Raw genomic sequence first — 20,504 nt, forward strand, 5'->3', positions numbered from 1 at the left:
GCAATCCTCACGATGTGGGTATTTGTACTTTTTCGCTAAACTTATGTTATAAATGATATTTACTGGTGGAAAATGATGCACAATTTACAGGGTTATTCTTCCTGGAGAAGCAAAACCATATATCCACTATAAGGAAAATGTTGAGGTTAGTGGATTCATTTGAAATTCCATCCTTTGGCAGAACAACTTTTTGAATTTTTTTTGAATAATGTGTCATTTCAGGACTTCACGCCGTCAAAAATCTGTGATAGGATAAAGGCACAAGTTAAAAAATGATGTCTGGAGATCGGGAGGGACCACGTGCCGCTCAGCAATTGCTGAGCGAATGACGTGGTCCTTTTTTTGTTTTTTTTTGCGGAAACATAAAGGGAATCAATGGGAGGTTCAAGGATGGCAGAAGCGTTCTCGTCAGCACACCGAACCGAATATTTGCAAAGTATGGCGAATGCACATTTTGACGTATTGATTATTGGCGGTGGAATTACAGGCGCAGGGATTGCATTGGATGCGGCTTCCCGTGGATTGAAGACAGCGCTTGTCGAAATGCAGGATTTTGCAGCAGGTACATCCAGTCGTTCGACCAAGCTTGTCCATGGCGGATTGCGTTATTTGAAGCAATATGAAGTGAAGATGGTTGCGGAGGTAGGACGGGAGCGGGCTGTAGTGTACGAGAATGGGCCACATGTGACCACACCAGAACCGATGTTGCTACCGATCTATACGGCAGGGACGTTTGGCCGCTTCAGCACATCCATTGGACTGATGGTGTATGATCGGCTCGCCGGGGTGAAGCGCAGTGAACGGCGCCAAATGTTGAATGCCGGAGCGGTGTCAGATAGCGAACCTTTACTACGTAAACAGGGGTTGTTGGGTGGTGGGCTCTATGTGGAGTACCGGACAGACGATGCCAGGCTTACCATTGAAGTCATGAAAGAAGCTGTCAAACGTGGGGCACAGGCAGTGAACTATGTGAAGGCAACAGGTTTTCTGAAGGAGAATGGCAAAATTACAGGTATTGAAGCCATGGATCAGATCGGTGGTCAAACCTATACGCTCAAAGCAAGCAAGGTGATCAATGCTTCTGGTCCATGGGTGGATGGGCTGCGGGAATTGGATGGTTCGCGCCAGGGGAAAACGCTACAGATGACCAAAGGTATTCACTTGGTCTTTGATGGTGAACGATTCCCATTGAGGCAGGCGGTTTATTTTGATACACCTGATGGTCGAATGGTGTTTGCTGTCCCGCGTGATGGCAAAACCTATGTAGGAACGACCGACACCGTATATCAGGAAGACCCTGCACACCCCCGAATTTCCGACTCGGATCGTGATTATGTCATTCATGCAGTCAATGGCATGTTTCCAGATATTCAGATTGGTACGGAAGATGTAGAGTCCGGATGGGCGGGGGTACGTCCACTAATCCATGAGGAAGGCAAGAATCCTTCTGAAATTTCACGTAAAGATGAAGTCTGGGTATCCGAATCCAATCTGATTACGATTGCCGGGGGCAAGTTAACCGGATACCGTAAAATGGCCGAGATGGTTGTTGATCTGGTCGCACGTCAGATGGAGCAGGAGCATGGACATTCTATAGGCCCTTGCGTAACGAAGAAGATGCCCATCTCCGGCGGTGACGTAGGTGGATCGGCTGGATTCGTATCGTATGCGGAGCGCAAGATCAAGGATGGCGTCGCTTTGGGGCTTGCTCGACCTGCTGCAGAGCGGCTTACTCGCACGTATGGTTCCAATGTGAAGGCACTGTATGAGCGAATGCCTGATCCACGGACCAAGGCCGAGCTTCATGGCATGCCACAGGAGCTGCTGCTTATGCTCTGCTACGCGATCGAAGAAGAGATGGCAGTAACTCCATCAGATTTTTTGGTTCGAAGAACAGGAGATTTATTTTTCCGTATAGATGAAGTCCGTCGTTATAAGGAAGCTGTGATCTCCTATATGGCCGGGCGTTTGAACTGGTCTGAAGAGCAAGCGGTCTTGCATGCACAGGAACTGGATCAGTTGTTGTTGGAAGCATCCGGAAAATCTGAGGCAGGATTTCAAGGCTGAGAGTCGAATGGAACATGTAAGCGTGTAACACAGAGAGGGGATTACATCCATGACATTACAGATCGGAATCATTGGAACAGGCTGGTTCAGTAAGGTACATGCGGATATTCTGGCACGAATGGAAGGTGTTCGTGTTGCGAGTGTCTGTGGAACATCGCTCGAAAAGGCAGAGGCTATGGCCTCCGTCTATGATGCTGTTGGTTACGGTGAACTTGAACATATGCTGGATGGTGAGAAGCTGGATGCGGTGTATATCTGTGTGCCTCCAATGTCTCACGGATCGATCGAGTCCGAATTGAATCGACGTGGAATTCCATTCCTGGTGGAGAAGCCGCTGAGTACTGGAATGGACGTTCCACGTCAGGTGCTCGCTCAGGTACAGAAGAGCGGATTGTTAACCTCTGTCGGATACCATTTCCGTTATCAGGAGGCTGCTCAGGTATTACAGCAGGCCATGAAAGAACAGACGGTCGGCATGGCTCTTGGCCGCTGGATGGGCGGGATGCCAGGGGTTGCCTGGTGGCGGCGCCAGGATGGTTCAGGTGGACAGTTCGTGGAGCAGACTACACATATTGTAGACTTGCTTCGGTATTGTGCAGGAGAAGTTACGGAGGTGTATGCCGTAGCAGCTCAGCGAAGCATGCATGAGAAGCATGAACATGTCACTGTTGCCGATGTGGCGAATGTGACGCTCAAACTGGAAAGTGGAGCGATTGCCAGTATCGCCAATACATGTCTGTTGCCAGACGGAGAGGGCGGCGCAGGGCTACAGTTCTACACGGATGCAGGTGTGTGGGATTGGACGCCGGAACGTTTGCTTCTGCCAAGTGCCGCAACACACGCGATGGCAGGTCTGGAGATTCCGGCAGGACATAATCCATACGAGCGTGAGAATGAAGCTTTCATTCACGCCTTGCGTACGGGAGACCGTTCACGCATTCTGTCCGATTATGCGGATGCCTGTCGTACACAGGAGATTACGACGGCGGCGCTGGCATCGGCAGATTCCGGCCTGCCTGTAAAACTTCAGCCTTCAAAGCATCTTTCTCATTAATAAAAGTTGAATGGAATATAAATACGCCTGAATCGGGAACTGATCCGCAGATCAGCCTGATTTAGGCGTATTTGTGTTTGTGTGGAGTGTAATGTCATGGAGCAGGAATTCAACTACTCGGATTTCTGCTGTTTCAACCAGTCGGAAGACCAGCTGTAGATCTGATCAATGACAGGTTCAATGGCTCTGCCTTTAGGTGTTAATTCATACTCTACACGGGGAGGTATCTCGGGAAACATGTGCCGGGTTACGATACCTTCCGTCTCCATTTCCTTCAATCGCTCGGATAAAAGTCGTCCACTGATCGCCATCTCTGCTTCAAGCTCCGTAAACCGCTTGGGTCCGGACAACAGTTGGTACATGATTAACAGTACCCACTTTTTGCCTATTATGTCTATGGCCTGAGTGATCATACAGGGACTTGGTGCTTTTACTTTTTTCAGCTTCAACGTGTTCACCTCAATTCATGATCATTTTTTTCGCAATGTATTCGCAGTTTTTGTATATGAAAGGACATGGTTTCTGCCGCTCTAAGAATATAGGACATCCAAGTAAATGAGGGTTACTACAAAATATACTGTAACATACCTTTTGTATGTATTATACATCATACAGTGAAAAATTACTTGAAGAAATTATATTATTATTATATACTTACTTCATAAAAGTAAGTTGGTGATAAATAATACGTATAATATGAACGCGTACTATGTTGAAAGTGAATCAGACTGAGCATCAGAAAACAGAGTTACCTTTGGGAACTTTTACATAGATTCTTTTTTTTACTTTTTATCGCAAATTTAATCATCCCATAGTAGGAACATACAATTCGTTATAGGAGGATATACATATGAACAAAATTTTGAGTTATGTTTTTCTGGTTGTGCTTGCAGGGGTATTCGTCATGACAGGGTTTAACAAGATTAGTGGAGCAGACATGATGATTCAGACATTCGAGAGTTTCTCTTATCCGACATGGACCATGTATCTGCTGGGCGCTGCGGAGTTGCTTAGCGCAGTAGGGCTGCTCATTCCACGGACTCGCATCCTGGCTTCTGGCATACTGACATTCATTCTGATTGGGGCCGTGGGAAGTCATCTGATCTATGCACAATATGCTGCTGTTCCGTTCCCGGCTGTGTTGCTGGTAGCTAACATTATTGTTCTGGTTGTGGGCATGCGCAGATTGGAAGCGGAAGAAGAAGGACAGTTGGACGCGATTCAGGCGTAAGCGAAAGATGAATTAGAAGATCTGGACCTATATTATGAGATGATCGCTGCAGATGAGCAGAGGTCATCTTTTTTTGTTTTGAATGTATTGAATATAAAAAAAAGAAGAACCCACGAAACATAACGGGTTCTCTTGCAGCGGGACTTCCTGAATCGGAAGGTCTTCTGACTATAAATGATCGAATACCATTCTTATTATAGTAACTTTTTTAATTGAGAGACGCGTCCTTGGCTAATGCCAAGCTTTTCCGCAATTTGCTGTTGAGCCAAACCGGGATTCTGTTCAACAATTTCTTTCATCTGTTGCAGCATACGTGCCGTCTTCGGCCGCAGGTCCGGATATTCTTGGTTGTCAGCTGTGGTCCCTTCTTCCCTAGTGGGAGATGAGACTGAGGCGGATTTGGTAGCAGGACGCTCCACGGGTGCAGGAGCCTGTTTGTTCTGAGGTACGAACCAGTCGGGAGAGTCATCCGGGTGTTTTAATTGAGTTGCACAAGTCCGGCAGATGAATTGCTCTTTGAAATACATTTCCGTATCTACATCACCGCAAAAAATACATAATGTTGATTTGTACTTTCTTAAAATCAACTCTTTCCCTTCAATGAAAAACTCAAGCGGATCGCCGATATGGATTTCCATCGTATCCCGCATTTCTTTGGGAAGGACAATTCGTCCAAGACGGTCCAGAGATCTCTTCATTCCGGTTCTTTTCATCGCATCTCCCCCGCAATATTCACAATTAAAACCTGTCCTTATTGTAAGGAAGAAAGGGCTTTAATACAACAATAATATTTCAAAAAAGTGGGATAATTCCATCTATTATGGGAAAATAAGTTTGGAAAGGATGGGTGCAACGGCTAAAGTGAACAATGCGGCGAGCACCATAGAGATACTGGAGATGGTACCCGTCAGGGAACTCAGTTCAAATGCCTTGGATGTCCCTGTGCCATGGGCACCGGTTCCAAATAGTGTGCCTCGTGCAATCTCCCCATCGATGCGCAGCATTTTGACGATCGAAGGTCCCATAATCACTCCGAGCAGGCCTGTCATAATAACAAAAACAGCTGTCACTGCGGGAATACCACCAATGGTTGCTGATACGTTCATGGCAATGGGTGTTGTAATGGAGCGCGGGATTAAGCTGTGGATCAGCCCTGAATCCAGGCGCAACCATTTGGCGAGCAGGGCAGAAGAAAGTACGGCTACGACCGAACCGGTCATCACACTGAAGACAATCTCGGAAATATGTTTTTTGAGTACATGGAAAAAGGTGTAGAGTGGTACGGCAAAAGCCACAGTAGCCGGTTGGAGCAGCAAACTCAGCCATTTGCCGCCACTGCTATAGGTGGTATAATCCGTTCCGGTTGCGAGCAATATGCCAACGACAAGCAGCGGCGTAATGAGCAGTGGAGACAGATATACTTTCGGCAGATTGCGATACATTCGTTTGGTAACCCAATAGATACCGACGGTTAACAACAGGCAGAGGAATCCAATCATCCGGTGTGACGCTCCTTTCGTTTGGCGATTCGTGTAGCAACCAGGCCTGTGCAGGACATGACCAGGAATGTACTAAGCAGGACGATGAATAAAATTTGCAATCCGTCATGCTCCAACATGGGCATATAGTTCATGATGCCAACGGCTGACGGGATAAAAAATAACAGTAGTTCACCGAGCAGCCAGGCCGCTCCAACTTCAATCCAACGCAGCTTCACGACACGAGTCTGAAGCAGAATGAATAACACGACCATACCGAGGATCGAACCCGGTACAGGAAGATGGAGAGTACGGGCCAGCAGGTCCATAAGCAGTGAAAAAACCATTAAGAGCGCAACCTGTGCAATACCAAGGCCCCATTTTTTCACTTCAATCCCTCCTTGTATAATCAACGTAATCGTTTAAGTTATTATGAAAATGAAAATGATTCATTTGATATCACAAATTTTACATGGCATTCTTTCATGAGTAAAATGCATATTAAGAATGTTTGCTATTCCATTTATCTATGAGAGATGAGGACCAAGCGATGGATATCCGCCATTTGCAATATTTTCTGGAAGTCGCCAGGCAGCAGAGCTTCACAAAAGCCGCTGAAGTTCTATATATCACCCAGCCCACCATCAGCAAGACGGTCAAGAGTCTTGAAGAGGAATTGGGTATCACGTTATTGGACCGTTATGGGAAGAAAGTTGAACTAACCGACGCGGGCCATGTGTTTTTTCGGCAGGCACTGGAGATTGAAAAATCGTTCCGCAATCTGTCGTCTGAATTGGACGATCTGATGAACTTGAAGAAAGGCCATCTGCGGATTGGCCTTCCGCCGATGGTAGGGTCCAGCTTTTTCCCCATGATCATTGGCGAATTTCACAAAGCCTACCCGCAGGTGACCATTCAGCTGTTTGAGGATGGCGCCAAAAAAGTGGAGGCCGATGTGATCAGCGGTGCACTGGATATTGGCGTTGCCGTACTGCCAACCGTGGATGAGCTGTTGGACCATTTTGTGTTTGTGAAAGAGAAGCTCAACCTGCTCGTACACCCTTCGCACCCGCTTGCGGAAAAAGAGTCGGTTGCGCTGCATGAACTGGAAAATGACTCATTCGTGCTGTTCAGGGAAGATTTTGCGTTACATGACCGGATTATTGTGGCCTGCCAGCATGCGGGGTTCCAACCCCGGGTGGTATATGAGAGCTCCCAGTGGGATCTGCTCAGCGCCATGGTTGCCGCCAATCTGGGGGTAGCCTTACTGCCGGAGACAATCTGTCGTGAGGTGGACCATATGAGGGTGCGCATTATACCCGTAGTGGAACCGGTGATTCCATGGCAGCTCGGTATGATCTGGCGGAAGGACCGCTATCTTTCATTTGCCACGAGAGAGTGGATTAGCTTCACACAGTCGATGCTGGGTGAGTAAGAAAGCCATTCAAAGATTGTTCTGTCATTTGTAGTGCCCAGTGTAAATACTCTTTTGTTGGCCTCGGATCGTTGTTACAATGGTAAGCATAATAATGGTGGAGGTGTACGAACATGAAACTGCGGGTATCCGCTATACAATACCAATTGCACACAATCAGCTCGTTTGAGCAGTTTGCCGCTCAGACTGAGCATTACATACGGACAGCGAGCGAATACGGACCCGAATTTGTGCTGTTCCCGGAATTTTTCACAACGCAATTAATGTCCATTGGGGACGAACAAGGCAATGCACTGACAATTGAGGATCTGCCGAACTTTACGGAGCAATATGAAAACCTGTTCACGTCACTTGCTGCCAAGTACGGTATGCACGTTATCGGGGGAACCCACGTCATTCGACGTGAGGGGAAGTTGTATAATACAGCCCACATGTTCTACCCGGATGGTCGCATCGCACGTCAGGACAAGATTCACATTACACCAACCGAAGTACAGGAATGGAACATGGCTCCTGGGGATGGACTTGAGGTGTTCGACACGGATAAAGGCCGTATTGCGATGCTGACCTGTTACGATATTGAGTTCCCTGAAATTGTGCGGATGGCCAAAGCCAAAGGCGCTGATGTAATCTTCTGTCCTTCCTGCACGGACGATCGTCACGGATTCTACCGTGTGCGTTATACGAGTCATGCCCGCGCAGTTGAGAACCAGGTGTATGTTGTGTTAACCGGAACAGTAGGCAACCTGCCAACCGTTGACTTCATGCGTGCCAACTATGGACAGGCTGCGATTATTACGCCAAATGATATCCCGTTCCCTCCTCGTGGCATTCTGGCCGAGGGTGAGATTAACAACGATATGATTGTGACCGCCGATCTGGATCTGGACTTGCTGTATGAGGTGCGTGAACGTGGATCGGTAACGACCTGGCGTGACCGTCGTACCGATCTGTATACCGATTGGGAGTAAACAGCAACTTTTATAGTCGAACGGAACAGAGCAGGAATTCATTTGTCAGTGGAAAGGGGCGATCCGGCACGATGTATACCAAAGAAATGCTGATCACCGACCCGGAGCGAAGTGGCAAAAGGGTAAAGGCAGTCGTTCGCAATTATGTTGCACCCGACTTTGAGGAACTCATTCGCATTCAGGCGGAGAGTTTCCCTCCTCCTTATCCGGAAGAGCTGCTCTGGAGTCACGAGCAGCTCACCAGTCATGTACAGCATTACCCGGAGGGCGCCATCTGTATTGAAGTGGATGGAGAATTGGCCGGATCGATGACTTCGCTGCGGATACAGTGGGACCCAGCACATCCGGCGAATCATACGTGGGCGGAAGTAACGGATGATGGCTATATTCGTAACCACCAACCGGATGGCAACGCGCTGTATATTGTCGATCTCTGTGTTCGTCCGAAGTACCGCAAGTGGGGATTGGCTCAGCTTATGATGCAGGCGATGTACCACCTTGTGATTGCACAGGATATAGATCGGTTACTAGGTGCTGGTAGAATGCCAGGTTATCATCTGGTTGCAGACCAACTGTCTGCGCAGGAATATCTGAACCAGGTGGCAGCGGGAGAAAGACGTGATCCGGTGATATCGTTCCTGCTTCGTTGTGGGCGCATGCCAGTTGGTGTGACAGCAGACTATCTGGACGATGAGGAATCCTGTAACTATGCAGCCCTGATGGAGTGGCAGAATCCGTTCAGATAAAGAAATGTTAAATGAAATACATCATCGATTGAGGAGGCATTATTCATGGAATTCACGCGTATTACATCCATTAAAGATCCATTGTTCGCCCAAATGCACAAGTTGATGCAGGAGATTTTCCCGCGGGAAGAAGTGCTGGACTTCCCCCTGTGGGAAGAACCGCTGGAAGATCCGGGTATTCGGGTGTTCGTGGCTGTGCATGAGGGACAGGTCGTTGGAGCGACAGAGTACCGTTATTACGAGGACTGGAACGTGGCCATGACGGACTTTACGATTATTGGGCGCGAAGGACTGGGGATAGGCAGTTTCCTTGCGAATCACCGCAAGCGTGATCTGCAAAAGCTGGCTGCAGCAAACGGGAAAGAATTGTTCGGTATGTTTGCCGAAATCTACAACCCTTATCTGAGTCAGGATCACGAGTTTGGCGGCATCAAGCCGATGGATCCGTATGTACGTCGCGAAGTATTGTCCCATCTGGGATATCAGCGTCTGGACTTCCCGTATGTTCATCCATCCTGGCAAGGTGACGGCGAAGCGGTTGGCGGCTTGGATCTGTGCTTCATGCCAGGCGATGAGTCGCTTGGTGAACTGCCAGCCAGCCTAGTGGCTGATTTCCTGAATCGATATTATGCAGTGCTTCCTAATAAACCGCAGGAATGGCTTGCCATGGTAGAGCAATTGACTACTCGCAAGTCGGTTGCGCTACTGCCGTTGTAAACGGGAGCGGGATGGAACATCAGATCATAGCGGCGTTGCAAGTACCTTGAAGAATGATTACAGTTATGCAAAAAGCCCGTAGAACAGGCCATTATTGGACCTGCTTTCTACGGGCTTTTCCTATTTAGTTCGAGGTTGAGATTGAGCCAATGTAATTTGGTTTTATAATATTTTCTTTAAGAAGTGGTGAATGAGCTCATGGATCTCTGTCACATGTGTTTCGAGAGCAAAATGCCCAGTATCAAGTAAATGTACTTCTGCAGATGGGATATCACGCTTATAAGCTAAAGCTCCAGCTGGAAGAAAGACAGGATCATTTTTACCCCATACAGCTAGAAGATGAGGTTGATAATGGCGGAAATAAGCCTGAAATTCAGGATAAAGTTCCACGTTTGTTCTATAATCGAGGATTAAATCCAGTTGGATTTCCTCAGCTTCCGGGCGTGACATGTAGGCAATATCCAGTGAATATCCGTCTGGTGAAACAAGGCTAGCATCAGTTCCATGAAGATACTGAAAGTTACGGATAGTTTCGGGGGTTAAGGAATCACGACATGCTTCACGATTTTCAGGTGTTGGAGAGTGCCAATACATCTCCCAAGGTCCCCATGCGTCACTAAACCCTTCGATATATGCGTTACCATTCTGACTAATAATGGCTTGAACTTGTTCCGGGTGAGCTACTGCCAAGCGATAACCAACAGGTGCCCCATAATCGAACACATACATTACATATTTCTTAAGAGCTAATGCTTCAGTGAAACCTTCAATAACTCGAAACAGGCTGTCAAATGTGAAGTCAAACTGACTACGCGGTGGAGTTGTTGTGCGACCGAACCCAGCAAGATCAGGGGCAATGACACGGTATTGTTCTGCCAGTTTGGGAATAAGATCGCGAAACATATGACTAGAGGATGGAAACCCGTGTAATAGTAAAATAACTTGGCCATCCTTAGGCCCGGCTTCACGGTAAAAAACGTCGACATCTCCAACCTTCTGTTGCTGATAACTAATCTTCATTTTTTACATCTCCTTCTGGATTCATTAAGAAATCCACTATTATTTCTCTTACTTGTATAACTGGTGATGACATGTTTTTATTGTATAATCAATCTATTCATTTTAATAACGAATAGATTGAATGCTAGCTATTTCAAATCAAAATACAAAAGGGTGAAAGATGTGATCAATTCCTTAGAGGGTCGTTTTTTTCAGGCATTTATTGCTTTGCTTGAAGAGAAGAGTTTCAGCCGAGCTGGGGAGCGCTTAGGTTATGTCCAGTCCACAGTAACAACTCACATTCAACAGTTGGAGAAGATCTGCGGACAGAAGTTGTTTCATCGATTTCCACGAGGGGTGGAACCTACGGAAGCTGGAAAAGTATTTTCCAAATATGCTTATCAGTATGTCCAATTAAGTGAATCCCTTAAAGAAAGTATGAATGATATGGATCAGCCGTGCGGAACAATAAATATTAGACTACAGGAGTCCTTTTTTCTTACACGCATGCTTCCATTTGTACAGGAGTATACGAGAAACTTTCCAAGCGTAAATTTACGTGTTGAACAAGGGGCGCATCAAGATATTCTGAAAGGTGTGCTGGATTATGCCCTGGATTTTGGCATTGTTCCTCAGAACCCTGAGCGACATGACATTCTTTTTTATCCGATTATGGAAGAGACTATTGTTTTTGTTGCATCTGAGGATTTGGTTCGGAAAGTGGAAAGTGTAGGGGCGCAGATCCTAAATGACGAGATGTTTATCAGTAACGGCACATCTTGTTTGTATCATACGACTGCTGTAGATGTTCTAAAGAATAAAGGGATTGTGGTTAAGGATGCGTTAGAGCTTTCAAGTCTTGAGATGATCAAGGAACTTGTATGCTGTGGAAAAGGTTTTGCCTTGGTCCCTAAAATAGCGATCAAAAACGAACTAAAGATGGGTAATTTAAAAATTCTTCCTTTTACTTCTAAAATAAGCTTTACGCATGGTCTGATTGTTCATAAAAATCGAGAGCGTAGTTTTACGGCTGAAAGTTTCCACTCGGAACTACTGAAATATTTTAAAGAATATTGATTGATCAGCTCTTGTAGCCTTCTGAGACGGAAAAGGGTTGAATGCCGATTACGTGTAATTCAAATAACGCACATGTTCATCCTAAGAAGATGGATCATGTGCGTTATAGGTGTGTAATTTTGAAGAAACATCAGTACTTGGTGATTCGCTATGAAGCTCTTTTAGAATATATAAAAAAATTAAATCAGTTCGCGTCATTTCGATCTGGTAGCTGGCTCAAATAACTGTTGGACAAGTGTGCAAGATCCAATGCCCGATCATATTGTTCCTTCGTTATAAACCGTGAAGAAGACGGCCCACTGTTATTGGGTGTGATTACTGTTGGAGATCCCTTTTCTCCCGAAATTTTCGGGGTCTCTTCTGAAGGAACACTTGTCTGCTGTTGCCCGGCATTCTTCCTGCCCGCATCAGCTAGAGAATAATGCGTCCCATCCCCGTATCCTTTCGCCGGAATGAAGAGAGAAGCATCGTTAAGCACCGACCCGGAAGGGAGATAGTAGCGTTCGGGTAGCAGATTTCCGCCTTCATGCAGCAAATCTTGACCAAAGTGCAATTGATCCTCCAGTGATATTCCAGTTAATCCCGCAATCGTTGGCAGTATGTCTACTTGGCCTCCGATCTGCTCCAGCTGTACACCCGGAGTAACGCCCGGGGCCGAGATAATGAGTGGAATGTTAATCATATCTGCTGATGTGTATTCCCGGCCATATAACTCTTTCATGAGGACCTTGTCATCCCGATCCAGTGAATAGATGGGAAGTCCCAGGTGATCCCCGTAAAAGACGAGCAGGCTATTTTCCCATAATCCCCGTTCTTTCAATCCTGTAATTAACTGTCCAACCGCCTGATCTGCATAATGCTGCGAGATTAGATAATCACCGGGCAACGTATCCTTGTAACGCTCAGTCAGCGTCAGCTTCACCTTGTTTTCAGGCAGCGTGTACGGGTGGTGGGCTGACATGGAGATGATATGGGCATAGAAGGGATCACCCGAAGACTGCATGGATTCCAGCTTATCCAGTGTTTTGGAATACAGAACCTCATCCGAGGCCGAAAAGGCGATAGAGTCCTGTGTGCCGAAATAATTGATATCATAATACTGGTCGAACCCAAGTGCCTTGTATAACTGATCCCGATTCCAGAAATGAACATCATTCGTATGGAATGTGGCTGTTTGATACCCGTTTGCTGACATCAGCTTGGGTAGACTTGGCAGAGCTTTATCCGCATATACAGTTGTTGCTGCCCCGTTCGGCGGGGTGTAGAACGATGTGTTCACAACAAATTCTGCATCCGATGTATTCCCCTGTCCCACTTGCTGATAGAAGTTCGGAAAATACAGGCTCTGTCTAGCCAATTGATTCAGATTAGGCGTAATCTCCTGTCCATCTACCTCTAATCCAATCAGAAAGTTCTGGAACGATTCCAACTGGAGCATAATCACATTGCGTCCGCTCGCGGCACCCTGCTCCACAATCGCAGGAAGTTCAGTCGTTTGCTTTAGCTGGTCGATGTCAGTCTGATCAATGTGAGTGATGGGCACAGGTTTATCAGGTCGATCCAGGATGGTATAAGCCTCGTAACCGAGGATGCCCATCTGTTCTGCTTGTGTAAGCTCACTCATGCTGGCCCGATTGGGATAGATGTTAAGCATGCACAGGATCATGGACAAGATCAGAATGACCGAGGCAACCCGTCTTCTGGCACGTCGTTCGAGTGGGATGCGGTTCGGGCGTTCTGTACTCCCGAGCTTAATCCGACGACGAACGAGTACCCCTCCAATGATCAGAACGTCTGCAAAAATAAACAAATAATAGGGGTCAAGCAAAGAGAACATGCTGCTCTTGACCGAGGTCACTTGATTGACCTGTGCCAGCGCGTGATAGTTAACGATTACGCCGTAGTATTTGTAGTACATGATGGCTGCAAAGAAAATACCCGAAAGCAGCAGATTCACGGCAAGGTATATCCACATCCGCCGTTTGGCAGCAAACCACTCAATCAGACAGAAGCCGATCCAGATGAGCGGCAATTCGGTCAGTAATGGCTTCCAAACAGGAATGTCATCGAAGATAACAATCCAGGCCAGTGAGCTTTTGACTATCATGATAATGGTGAAGAATATAAACGGTCCGCTTAGAAACCGGGTGAGTGAACTGCGTGCCAAGGTACCGCCTTCCCTTCCGAAGTTTCATTTAACAAGTATTATCCTATCTGAGCATGTCCGTGTCAAAAAATGAAAGCCGCCATGAATCGACAACAAAACACCTCTCCCATGCTGGAAGAGGTGTGGCGGGTGCGGTTTCTACAAGGGAAGCCAATTCGTACCCGATTCGTTATTCTATGGTGTACGTTGTGACGTAAGAAGGTCTGGGGAACATGGATGGCTTCTGTGCGGTCAGGCCTTCGCTTGTACTGCGGTTACGGTGAGCGTGACTATATGCTTGGGATTCCTGCCAGCCTTTGAAATGTTCCTCGGACTGCCAGAGTGTAAGTACAACATACGTGTCGTCCTTGAGTGGACGAAGCACACGAATACCAACAAAGCCAGGCTCGTCTTCTACCTTGCGGGCGCGGTTCTTGAACCGTTCTTCGAAGTCGTTACGACCATCCACTGTGACAGGGATATTGTTGAGAACAGCGTAACCACCGCCAGTCCAGGAGCCTGCGGCATCGAAAGCTTCATATGCGGCTACTTTATCATCAGACTCAATATTCATCAGACGTTCTGCGGATTCAATAGCCAGGCGCACCTGTTCTTCGCTTCGCAAAGTTAGATGCGGGTATGCAGCAAGTGCATCCGGAATCGGTGAAGGAACCAAATAGATATACATAGAAGCTGCCTCCTCATTTAAATACAATCCATGTAAGTTAAACTATACGTTTACACGAGAACGCAGAGGACAGAAATAACCTGAAGAAGCGAAGTGTGCGCCTGAAAGCTTTCTGAAAGAAAGCTACATCGGAAGCATACGCTATCACCGGATTTTCCCCATGAAGAGGGGATCAAAAAAATCTGGGGATAACAGCGATCGGAAGGTTGTTCTGTCATCGGAGTGGTAAGTGTAACATTAACTAGTTCAACTTATATACCTCAACATAGCATATGGGAATCAGTGAGTCCAATCGGTGCATCAACTGGTTTGATTACGTCTTTTCATGATAAAGTATAGTCACTACAAACAGAACGGGTGATCGTATGACAACAACAATTCGGATATCGGTAAGACCTTTGGTGGAGTATGTGTACCGCAGTGGCAGCATACGTCCAGGGTTCCGGACCAATGCCTCGATGCAGGAGGGGACTCGAATCCATCAACGCGTACAGAAGGAGTACACCGAAGAGGATCTGAAAGAGATTGTGCTCGAAGCTGAGATCCAACATGGGGATCTGACCTATGTGGTGGAGGGGCGATGTGACGGCTTGATCCGGTTGGAGGGTCAGTTAACGGTAGATGAGATCAAATCAACTGCGGGCAATCTGGATGATCTGGGAGAGGGGCTTCCCGTACACTGGGCGCAGGCCATGATGTATGCCTACATGTACGCCGTTCAGCAAGATGAACCACGTATGCAAGTGCAGTTGACGTATGTGCATTCGGTGACCCATGAAGAAAGACGATTCCGCCGAATGGCAGAGCGACAGGAATTGGAGCAGTTTGCGGCAGAAGTGATTGCCGGTTATGCGCCATATGCAGAGATGATCGCTGCGTATGAAGAAAAGCGTGATATCAGTGTGAAAGAACTACCGTTTCCTTTTCGCAAATACCGGGAGGGACAGCGGAAGCTGGCAGGTGCCGTATACAAGACGATTCGTGAGGGTCAGGGATTGATGGCCAAAGCACCAACAGGCATTGGTAAAACGATGTCCGTGCTGTTCCCCACGGTCAAAGCGATTGGTGAAGGCGAAGCCAACCGATTGTTCTATCTGACCGCGAGGACGACGACACGGGTGGCGGCAGAAGAAGCTTTTGCCCGGATGCAATCGGAAGGATTGAAGATGCATGTGATCAGTCTGACCGCGAAGGATAAGATCTGTTTTAAGGAAGAAGAAGCTTGTGATACGGGGCAGTGCGGCATGTGTGAAGGATATTATGACCGTATTAACGGAGCTGTGCTGGATATGCTGGAACATGAGACATTAATGACACGTCCGGTCATCGAGCAGTATGCGCGCAAACATCGGGTGTGTCCGTTTGAGTTTTCACTGGATGCGGCGTATGCAGCCGATGCGGTCATTTGCGATTATAACTATATTTTCGATCCGAGGATCTCTTTGAAAAGAATGTTGGAGGAGCAGAAACGCAAGACGGTGTTACTGGTGGACGAGGCACATAATCTGGTCGATCGTGGCCGAACGATGTTTTCCGCTGAGCTGGAGAAGGCAGTGTTTCTGGATGTGAAAAGAGAGTTCCAGACGCTTGGCAGCAATGTGCCTGCTGCCAAAGCCATTGTTGACTACACAGGGGCCATTGATAAGTATCTGATTACCCTTCGCAAAAATGGTGGGGAGGAAGGAAAGATCATCCAGCAGGAAGCACCGGAGGAACTGATTGAATGGCTGGAACCTTTTGTCATGGTCGCGGAGCAATGTCTTGTTGAAGGTGGTTCGGGGAATGCCGAGACGGATCAGTTGCTGTTGGATGCCTACTTCACGGCACAGAATTTCCTGCGCATTGCCAAGCTGTATGATGAACGTTTTATTACGTATGCAGAGTGTGTTCGAAGTGAAGTGAGAGTGAAGTTATTTTGCCTCGACCCTTCGGTACTGCTTCGTCAGACGGCCAAAGGATTCCGCTCCCTCATTCATTTCTCGGCCACATTGTCACCCCTTCGCTATTATCGGGATATGCTGGGTGCAGAGGAAGAGGATTATACATTGCAGATTCCATCGCCATTTCAGCGCGAACAATTGGATGTGAGACTCCTGCCCTTATCCGTGCGTTATAAGGACAGGGAACAGTCCCGGCGCCCCATTGCGGAGATGCTGCAACAGCTGGTAAGTGAATGGCCGCGCAGCAATCTAATGGTGTTCTTCCCTTCCTATCCTTATATGCGCGAGATATATGAAACCTATGCACAGCTTCCAAGTGAAGCGGATACGGTCATACAAAAGCAAGGCATGAACGAGCTGGAACGGGAGCAGTTTCTGGATGGTTTCCAACCCAATCCTGAACGAACACGCTTGGTATTTGCCGTCATGGGTGGCGTATTCTCAGAGGGTGTCGATCTGCCGGGAGACCGCTTGAATGGCGTGGTTGTAGTAGGTGCGGGGCTGCCGCAGATTGGTCTGGAGAACAACGTATTACGTGATTATTATGATCGGACAGGACGCAACGGATTCAATTATGCCTATATTTTCCCGGGTATGAATAAGGTGCTGCAGGCAGGTGGACGGCTGATTCGGACGGAAGAAGACAAGGGTGTACTGGTGCTGGTCGATGATCGTTTTACACAGGAACCGTATCGTTCGCTACTGCCCGAGGAGTGGCATGATTATAAGCGAATTTAATGAATGAACTACGGATGAAATGATCCATGTAGCATTTATTTTTCGATTTTCTTTCGTTTACATGATTGAAGGGTAGGGTGAAAGGGTTATAACTTGGTTAGCAACGAACGAACAACGGCGAATACCCTATCCGTTCCGCGGTCCGCTTCGAAAGCAATCAAGGAGGTCGGTTATAATGAAGAGAAATCATACCATGATGCAGTTTTTTGAATGGCACCTGGCTGCAGACGGAGATCATTGGAAGCGACTGGCTGAAATGGCCCCGGAACTGAAAGCCAAAGGTATTGACTCGATATGGGTACCTCCCGTAACCAAGGCAGTGTCCGCAGAAGATACAGGTTATGGTGTATATGATCTGTACGATCTGGGCGAATTTGATCAAAAGGGTACTGTGCGCACCAAATATGGCACCAAGCAAGAGCTGGTGGAAGCCATTGCCGAGTGTCAGAAGAACGGAATCGCGGTCTATGTGGATCTGGTCATGAATCACAAGGCTGGAGCAGATGAGACGGAAGTGTTTAAAGTGATTGAGGTTGATCCCAATGATCGAACGAAGGAAATCTCCGAGCCGTTCGAAATTGAGGGTTGGACCAAATTTACATTCCCAGGGCGTGGGGATCAATACTCCTCCTTTAAGTGGAACTCCGAACATTTCAATGGTACGGACTTTGATGCCAAGGGAGAACGGAGCGGTGTATTCCGTATCGCAGGTGAGAACAAGAACTGGAATCAGAATGTCGATGATGAGTTTGGTAACTACGATTATCTGATGTTCGCTAATATAGATTATAACCACCCGGATGTCCGGCACGAGATGGTCGAGTGGGGGAAATGGCTGATCGACACACTCCAATGCGGTGGTTTCCGGCTGGATGCGATCAAGCATATCAACCATGAATTCATTAAAGAATTCGCAGCAGAGATGATCCGTAAACGCGGTCAGGATTTCTACATCGTAGGTGAGTTCTGGAACTCGAACCTGGATGCATGTCGTGAGTTCCTTGATACGGTAGACTATCAGATCGATCTGTTCGATGTGTCTCTTCACTACAAGTTGCATGAGGCTTCGCTTGCCGGCAGAGACTTTGATCTCTCCAAAATTTTTGATGACACCTTGGTTCAGACCCATCCTACCCATGCGGTAACCTTTGTAGATAACCATGACTCACAACCCCATGAAGCATTAGAATCATGGGTTGGAGACTGGTTTAAACCCAGCGCCTATGCGTTGACGCTATTACGTCGCGATGGCTATCCGGTTGTATTTTACGGCGATTATTATGGCATTGGTGGACCTGAACCTGTGGATGGCAAAAAAGAGATTCTGGACATTCTGCTGTCTGCCCGTTGCAACAAGGCCTATGGAGAGCAGGAAGATTACTTCGATCACGCGAATACGATTGGCTGGGTACGTCGCGGCGTCGAGGAAATCGAAGGCTCTGGTTGTGCGGTGGTTATCTCCAACGGGGATGACGGTGAGAAGAGAATGTTCATCGGTGAGCACCGTGCTGGTGAAGTCTGGGTAGATCTGACGCACAGCTGTGAGGACCAGATTACCATTGAGGAAGACGGATGGGCCACCTTCCACGTATGTGGTGGAGGCGTCTCGGTATGGGCTCTTCCGGAGCAGGAAGAGGACTGCGCTGACGCTGAGTAATGGCATAGTGCTAGCGGTATAAGAAAAGATATACCGATTGATATGAAAAAAGTATATAGATTGTTGAACCACCTGAACAGGAGAGCTAGCAGGCCTGTGTTCAGGTGGTTTTTTGCATTTTCCTATGTACAACTAAAACTCCATCCTAACGAACCGAGGGCGCCTTATTTGCACTGAATTAGCGTTATTAGAATTCTAACGAATCTCAGTAACCTTATTACTCCCAAAAACGATTGGAATAGCGCCAAATGGAGCAACATCAGCAGATTAGCGCGTCTGAGATTCGTTAGAATATTGAAACCTTGAATTTAACCAAAATAAGGTTTCTCAGATTCGTTAGCTTAACGTGGGTTAAGGCTCACCACATGTAAACGAATCACTGCTACATGTAAAAATATGAAATGAGAAAGAAATCAGCTTAGATTTAAAAGCAGGATAAGATTATTATCTTTCGAAGTAATCATTCATCGTATCCCACATTCGATTGAACTCACTTCGTTCCATTGAAAATGCTCCAGGCTTCTCAGGTTTATCATGAGAAGTTGGCTCGAAGTTTAAGTATTCATGGTGTGTAGTACACCTATAGTTTTTGCTGTTAATGAGGAATTCAACTCTATCCTTAAAGGGTCTTTCCAGTAATTTAACCACCATGATGTCTCCACTACTGGTGCTTCTTGCAGGAGAATATATCAGAAAGTAACCTTGTTCAATTCGATATTCCATAGCAATGACCTCCATTAGAATATAGATCGAATACAATAATATCCGATACCCTCTCTCCGTTTACCTACCCAGTTCAAATGATTCCAGCGTACCAACCATCCGCAGATCATGCTCGCGGTTGAACTGTTTCCGTCTGTCCGCATCCGCGTACTCATCATGATAATGCATCAGTACGGTTTTCTGTCTCACTTCCGCGGGTAACTGCTCCAGATCCTTCAATGAGGTATGGGATTTGATCACCAGATCATGCATATGGCATTCATGGAAAATCAGCTGCACATCAGCGGCGATCTGCTCCACCCGTTCCTGGTCGAGTGTACTGTCTGCACTGTAATAGAAGTAAGGCTTGGCGAGCAATCCATTGCTGACCATACCGGGAACATGCTGTGTCCGAAACGTCTCAAACGTCACGCCGCCCAGTTCAAATGTGCCTCCATCTGGCAGAGGAACGACATCGTAGTAATCGCTCATGGTACGTTCACCATCCGTTGTGTAGCGCATGCCGGGGGATAGAATGTTCCAGAGCGGATCTACCAATTGTTCGTGGATGAACAGACGGGGTTTGCGATCGCCGACAATCTGTGAGTAGTATCCGAGCATCTGTACACCATTAATATGATCTTCATGTAGATGCGTAATGAACACATTGTGGATATCGGTCATGGCGAATCCATATTCCTTAAGCGCTTTGGCGTTCGATTCTGGAAAATCAATGACCAGATGCGTGCCTCCGAATTCAGCCAGCATACTATTGTGATGCTGTTCCACGCTGAACATATCTCCTGTGCCGAGAAAAGTAATTTTCAATTCATCTCATCTCCTTGTGTGATCTTCAGA

19 protein-coding genes are annotated in these 20,504 nt (G+C 47.1%); 10 read left to right on the forward strand and 9 right to left on the reverse strand.

What is annotated here, in order from left to right; translation table 11 throughout:
* Nucleotides 1-390: 390 nt before the first annotated feature.
* Together PAHA3_RS21940 and PAHA3_RS21945 are read left to right on the forward strand one after the other, a co-directional pair.
* Entirely contained in the window at nucleotides 391-2,067 is a 1,677-nt protein-coding gene (locus PAHA3_RS21940) for a glycerol-3-phosphate dehydrogenase/oxidase (RefSeq protein WP_062836794.1), read from the forward strand.
* 49 nt (nucleotides 2,068-2,116) lie between these two features.
* The gene (locus tag PAHA3_RS21945; protein WP_062836795.1) at nucleotides 2,117-3,121 is read left to right on the forward strand and encodes a Gfo/Idh/MocA family protein; all 1,005 of its coding nucleotides are present in this window, start codon (nucleotides 2,117-2,119) and stop codon (nucleotides 3,119-3,121) included.
* Between the two features lie 113 nt (nucleotides 3,122-3,234).
* On the opposite strand, the gene PAHA3_RS21950 is transcribed toward PAHA3_RS21945, so the two are convergent.
* A complete protein-coding gene (locus PAHA3_RS21950; RefSeq protein WP_026081419.1) occupies nucleotides 3,235-3,534 on the reverse strand; it encodes a winged helix-turn-helix transcriptional regulator in 300 nt (99 codons plus the stop codon).
* Between the two features lie 437 nt (nucleotides 3,535-3,971).
* On the opposite strand from PAHA3_RS21950, the gene PAHA3_RS21955 reads away from it, so the two are divergent.
* Nucleotides 3,972-4,352, forward strand: a complete 381-nt coding sequence (locus PAHA3_RS21955) for a DoxX family protein (protein WP_062836796.1) — start codon at nucleotides 3,972-3,974, stop codon at nucleotides 4,350-4,352.
* 194 nt (nucleotides 4,353-4,546) lie between these two features.
* Here PAHA3_RS21955 and PAHA3_RS21960 read toward each other — a convergent pair whose 3' ends face one another.
* The 3 genes from PAHA3_RS21960 to PAHA3_RS21970 all read right to left on the reverse strand — a co-directional run bounded on the left by PAHA3_RS21960 (nucleotide 4,547) and on the right by PAHA3_RS21970 (nucleotide 6,219).
* The gene (locus PAHA3_RS21960; RefSeq protein ID WP_062836797.1) at nucleotides 4,547-5,065 is read right to left on the reverse strand and encodes an AbrB/MazE/SpoVT family DNA-binding domain-containing protein; all 519 of its coding nucleotides are present in this window, start codon (nucleotides 5,063-5,065) and stop codon (nucleotides 4,547-4,549) included.
* Between the two features lie 105 nt (nucleotides 5,066-5,170).
* Nucleotides 5,171-5,851: a CidB/LrgB family autolysis modulator gene (locus tag PAHA3_RS21965; protein ID WP_062836798.1), complete on the reverse strand. Its 681-nt coding sequence runs from the start codon at nucleotides 5,849-5,851 to the stop codon at nucleotides 5,171-5,173.
* Nucleotides 5,848-6,219 carry a CidA/LrgA family protein gene (locus PAHA3_RS21970; RefSeq protein WP_017691758.1) on the reverse strand — a complete coding sequence of 124 codons (372 nt, stop codon included), beginning with the start codon at nucleotides 6,217-6,219 and terminating at the stop codon, nucleotides 5,848-5,850. Before PAHA3_RS21970 ends, PAHA3_RS21965 begins: the two co-directional genes overlap by 4 nt.
* A 161-nt stretch (nucleotides 6,220-6,380) precedes the next feature.
* Here PAHA3_RS21970 and cidR point away from each other — a divergent pair, with 161 nt between their 5' ends.
* From cidR to PAHA3_RS21990, 4 genes are all read left to right on the forward strand, one after another.
* Nucleotides 6,381-7,265 (forward strand): cidABC operon transcriptional activator CidR, encoded by an 885-nt coding sequence (cidR, locus tag PAHA3_RS21975; RefSeq protein WP_062836799.1) that lies wholly within the window; start codon nucleotides 6,381-6,383, stop codon nucleotides 7,263-7,265.
* Between the two features lie 113 nt (nucleotides 7,266-7,378).
* On the forward strand, nucleotides 7,379-8,236 hold the full coding sequence (locus PAHA3_RS21980; RefSeq protein ID WP_062836800.1) for a carbon-nitrogen hydrolase family protein: 858 nt from the start codon (nucleotides 7,379-7,381) through the stop codon (nucleotides 8,234-8,236).
* A gap of 71 nt (nucleotides 8,237-8,307) precedes the next feature.
* Entirely contained in the window at nucleotides 8,308-8,982 is a 675-nt protein-coding gene (locus tag PAHA3_RS21985; RefSeq protein ID WP_062836801.1) for a GNAT family N-acetyltransferase, read from the forward strand.
* Between the two features lie 45 nt (nucleotides 8,983-9,027).
* A complete protein-coding gene (locus PAHA3_RS21990) occupies nucleotides 9,028-9,699 on the forward strand; it encodes a hypothetical protein (RefSeq protein WP_062836802.1) in 672 nt (223 codons plus the stop codon).
* Between the two features lie 162 nt (nucleotides 9,700-9,861).
* Here the strand turns inward: PAHA3_RS21990 and PAHA3_RS21995 are convergent, their stop codons facing one another.
* Nucleotides 9,862-10,719 (reverse strand): alpha/beta fold hydrolase, encoded by an 858-nt coding sequence (locus tag PAHA3_RS21995; protein WP_062836803.1) that lies wholly within the window; start codon nucleotides 10,717-10,719, stop codon nucleotides 9,862-9,864.
* Between the two features lie 153 nt (nucleotides 10,720-10,872).
* On the opposite strand from PAHA3_RS21995, the gene PAHA3_RS22000 reads away from it, so the two are divergent.
* Nucleotides 10,873-11,775, forward strand: a complete 903-nt coding sequence (locus tag PAHA3_RS22000) for a LysR family transcriptional regulator (RefSeq protein ID WP_371327948.1) — start codon at nucleotides 10,873-10,875, stop codon at nucleotides 11,773-11,775.
* 184 nt (nucleotides 11,776-11,959) lie between these two features.
* Here PAHA3_RS22000 and PAHA3_RS22005 read toward each other — a convergent pair whose 3' ends face one another.
* Nucleotides 11,960-13,942: an LTA synthase family protein gene (locus PAHA3_RS22005; RefSeq protein WP_235599530.1), complete on the reverse strand. Its 1,983-nt coding sequence runs from the start codon at nucleotides 13,940-13,942 to the stop codon at nucleotides 11,960-11,962.
* A 169-nt stretch (nucleotides 13,943-14,111) separates the two neighbouring features.
* On the reverse strand, nucleotides 14,112-14,609 hold the full coding sequence (locus tag PAHA3_RS31165; RefSeq protein WP_062836805.1) for an antibiotic biosynthesis monooxygenase family protein: 498 nt from the start codon (nucleotides 14,607-14,609) through the stop codon (nucleotides 14,112-14,114).
* A 365-nt stretch (nucleotides 14,610-14,974) separates the two neighbouring features.
* Here PAHA3_RS31165 and PAHA3_RS22015 point away from each other — a divergent pair, with 365 nt between their 5' ends.
* On the forward strand, nucleotides 14,975-17,287 hold the full coding sequence (locus PAHA3_RS22015; protein ID WP_062836806.1) for an ATP-dependent DNA helicase: 2,313 nt from the start codon (nucleotides 14,975-14,977) through the stop codon (nucleotides 17,285-17,287).
* 175 nt (nucleotides 17,288-17,462) lie between these two features.
* Nucleotides 17,463-18,944, forward strand: coding sequence for an alpha-amylase (locus tag PAHA3_RS22020; protein ID WP_062836807.1), 1,482 nt, complete (start codon nucleotides 17,463-17,465; stop codon nucleotides 18,942-18,944).
* A 444-nt stretch (nucleotides 18,945-19,388) separates the two neighbouring features.
* Here the strand turns inward: PAHA3_RS22020 and PAHA3_RS22025 are convergent, their stop codons facing one another.
* Together PAHA3_RS22025 and PAHA3_RS22030 are read right to left on the reverse strand one after the other, a co-directional pair.
* Nucleotides 19,389-19,667, reverse strand: a complete 279-nt coding sequence (locus PAHA3_RS22025; protein ID WP_062836808.1) for a hypothetical protein — start codon at nucleotides 19,665-19,667, stop codon at nucleotides 19,389-19,391.
* A 60-nt stretch (nucleotides 19,668-19,727) separates the two neighbouring features.
* The gene (locus tag PAHA3_RS22030; RefSeq protein ID WP_062836809.1) at nucleotides 19,728-20,474 is read right to left on the reverse strand and encodes an MBL fold metallo-hydrolase; all 747 of its coding nucleotides are present in this window, start codon (nucleotides 20,472-20,474) and stop codon (nucleotides 19,728-19,730) included.
* Nucleotides 20,475-20,504 lie beyond the last annotated feature (30 nt).

The organism is Paenibacillus amylolyticus, from assembly GCF_001570725.1.
Classification (GTDB): domain Bacteria; phylum Bacillota; class Bacilli; order Paenibacillales; family Paenibacillaceae; genus Paenibacillus; species Paenibacillus amylolyticus_A.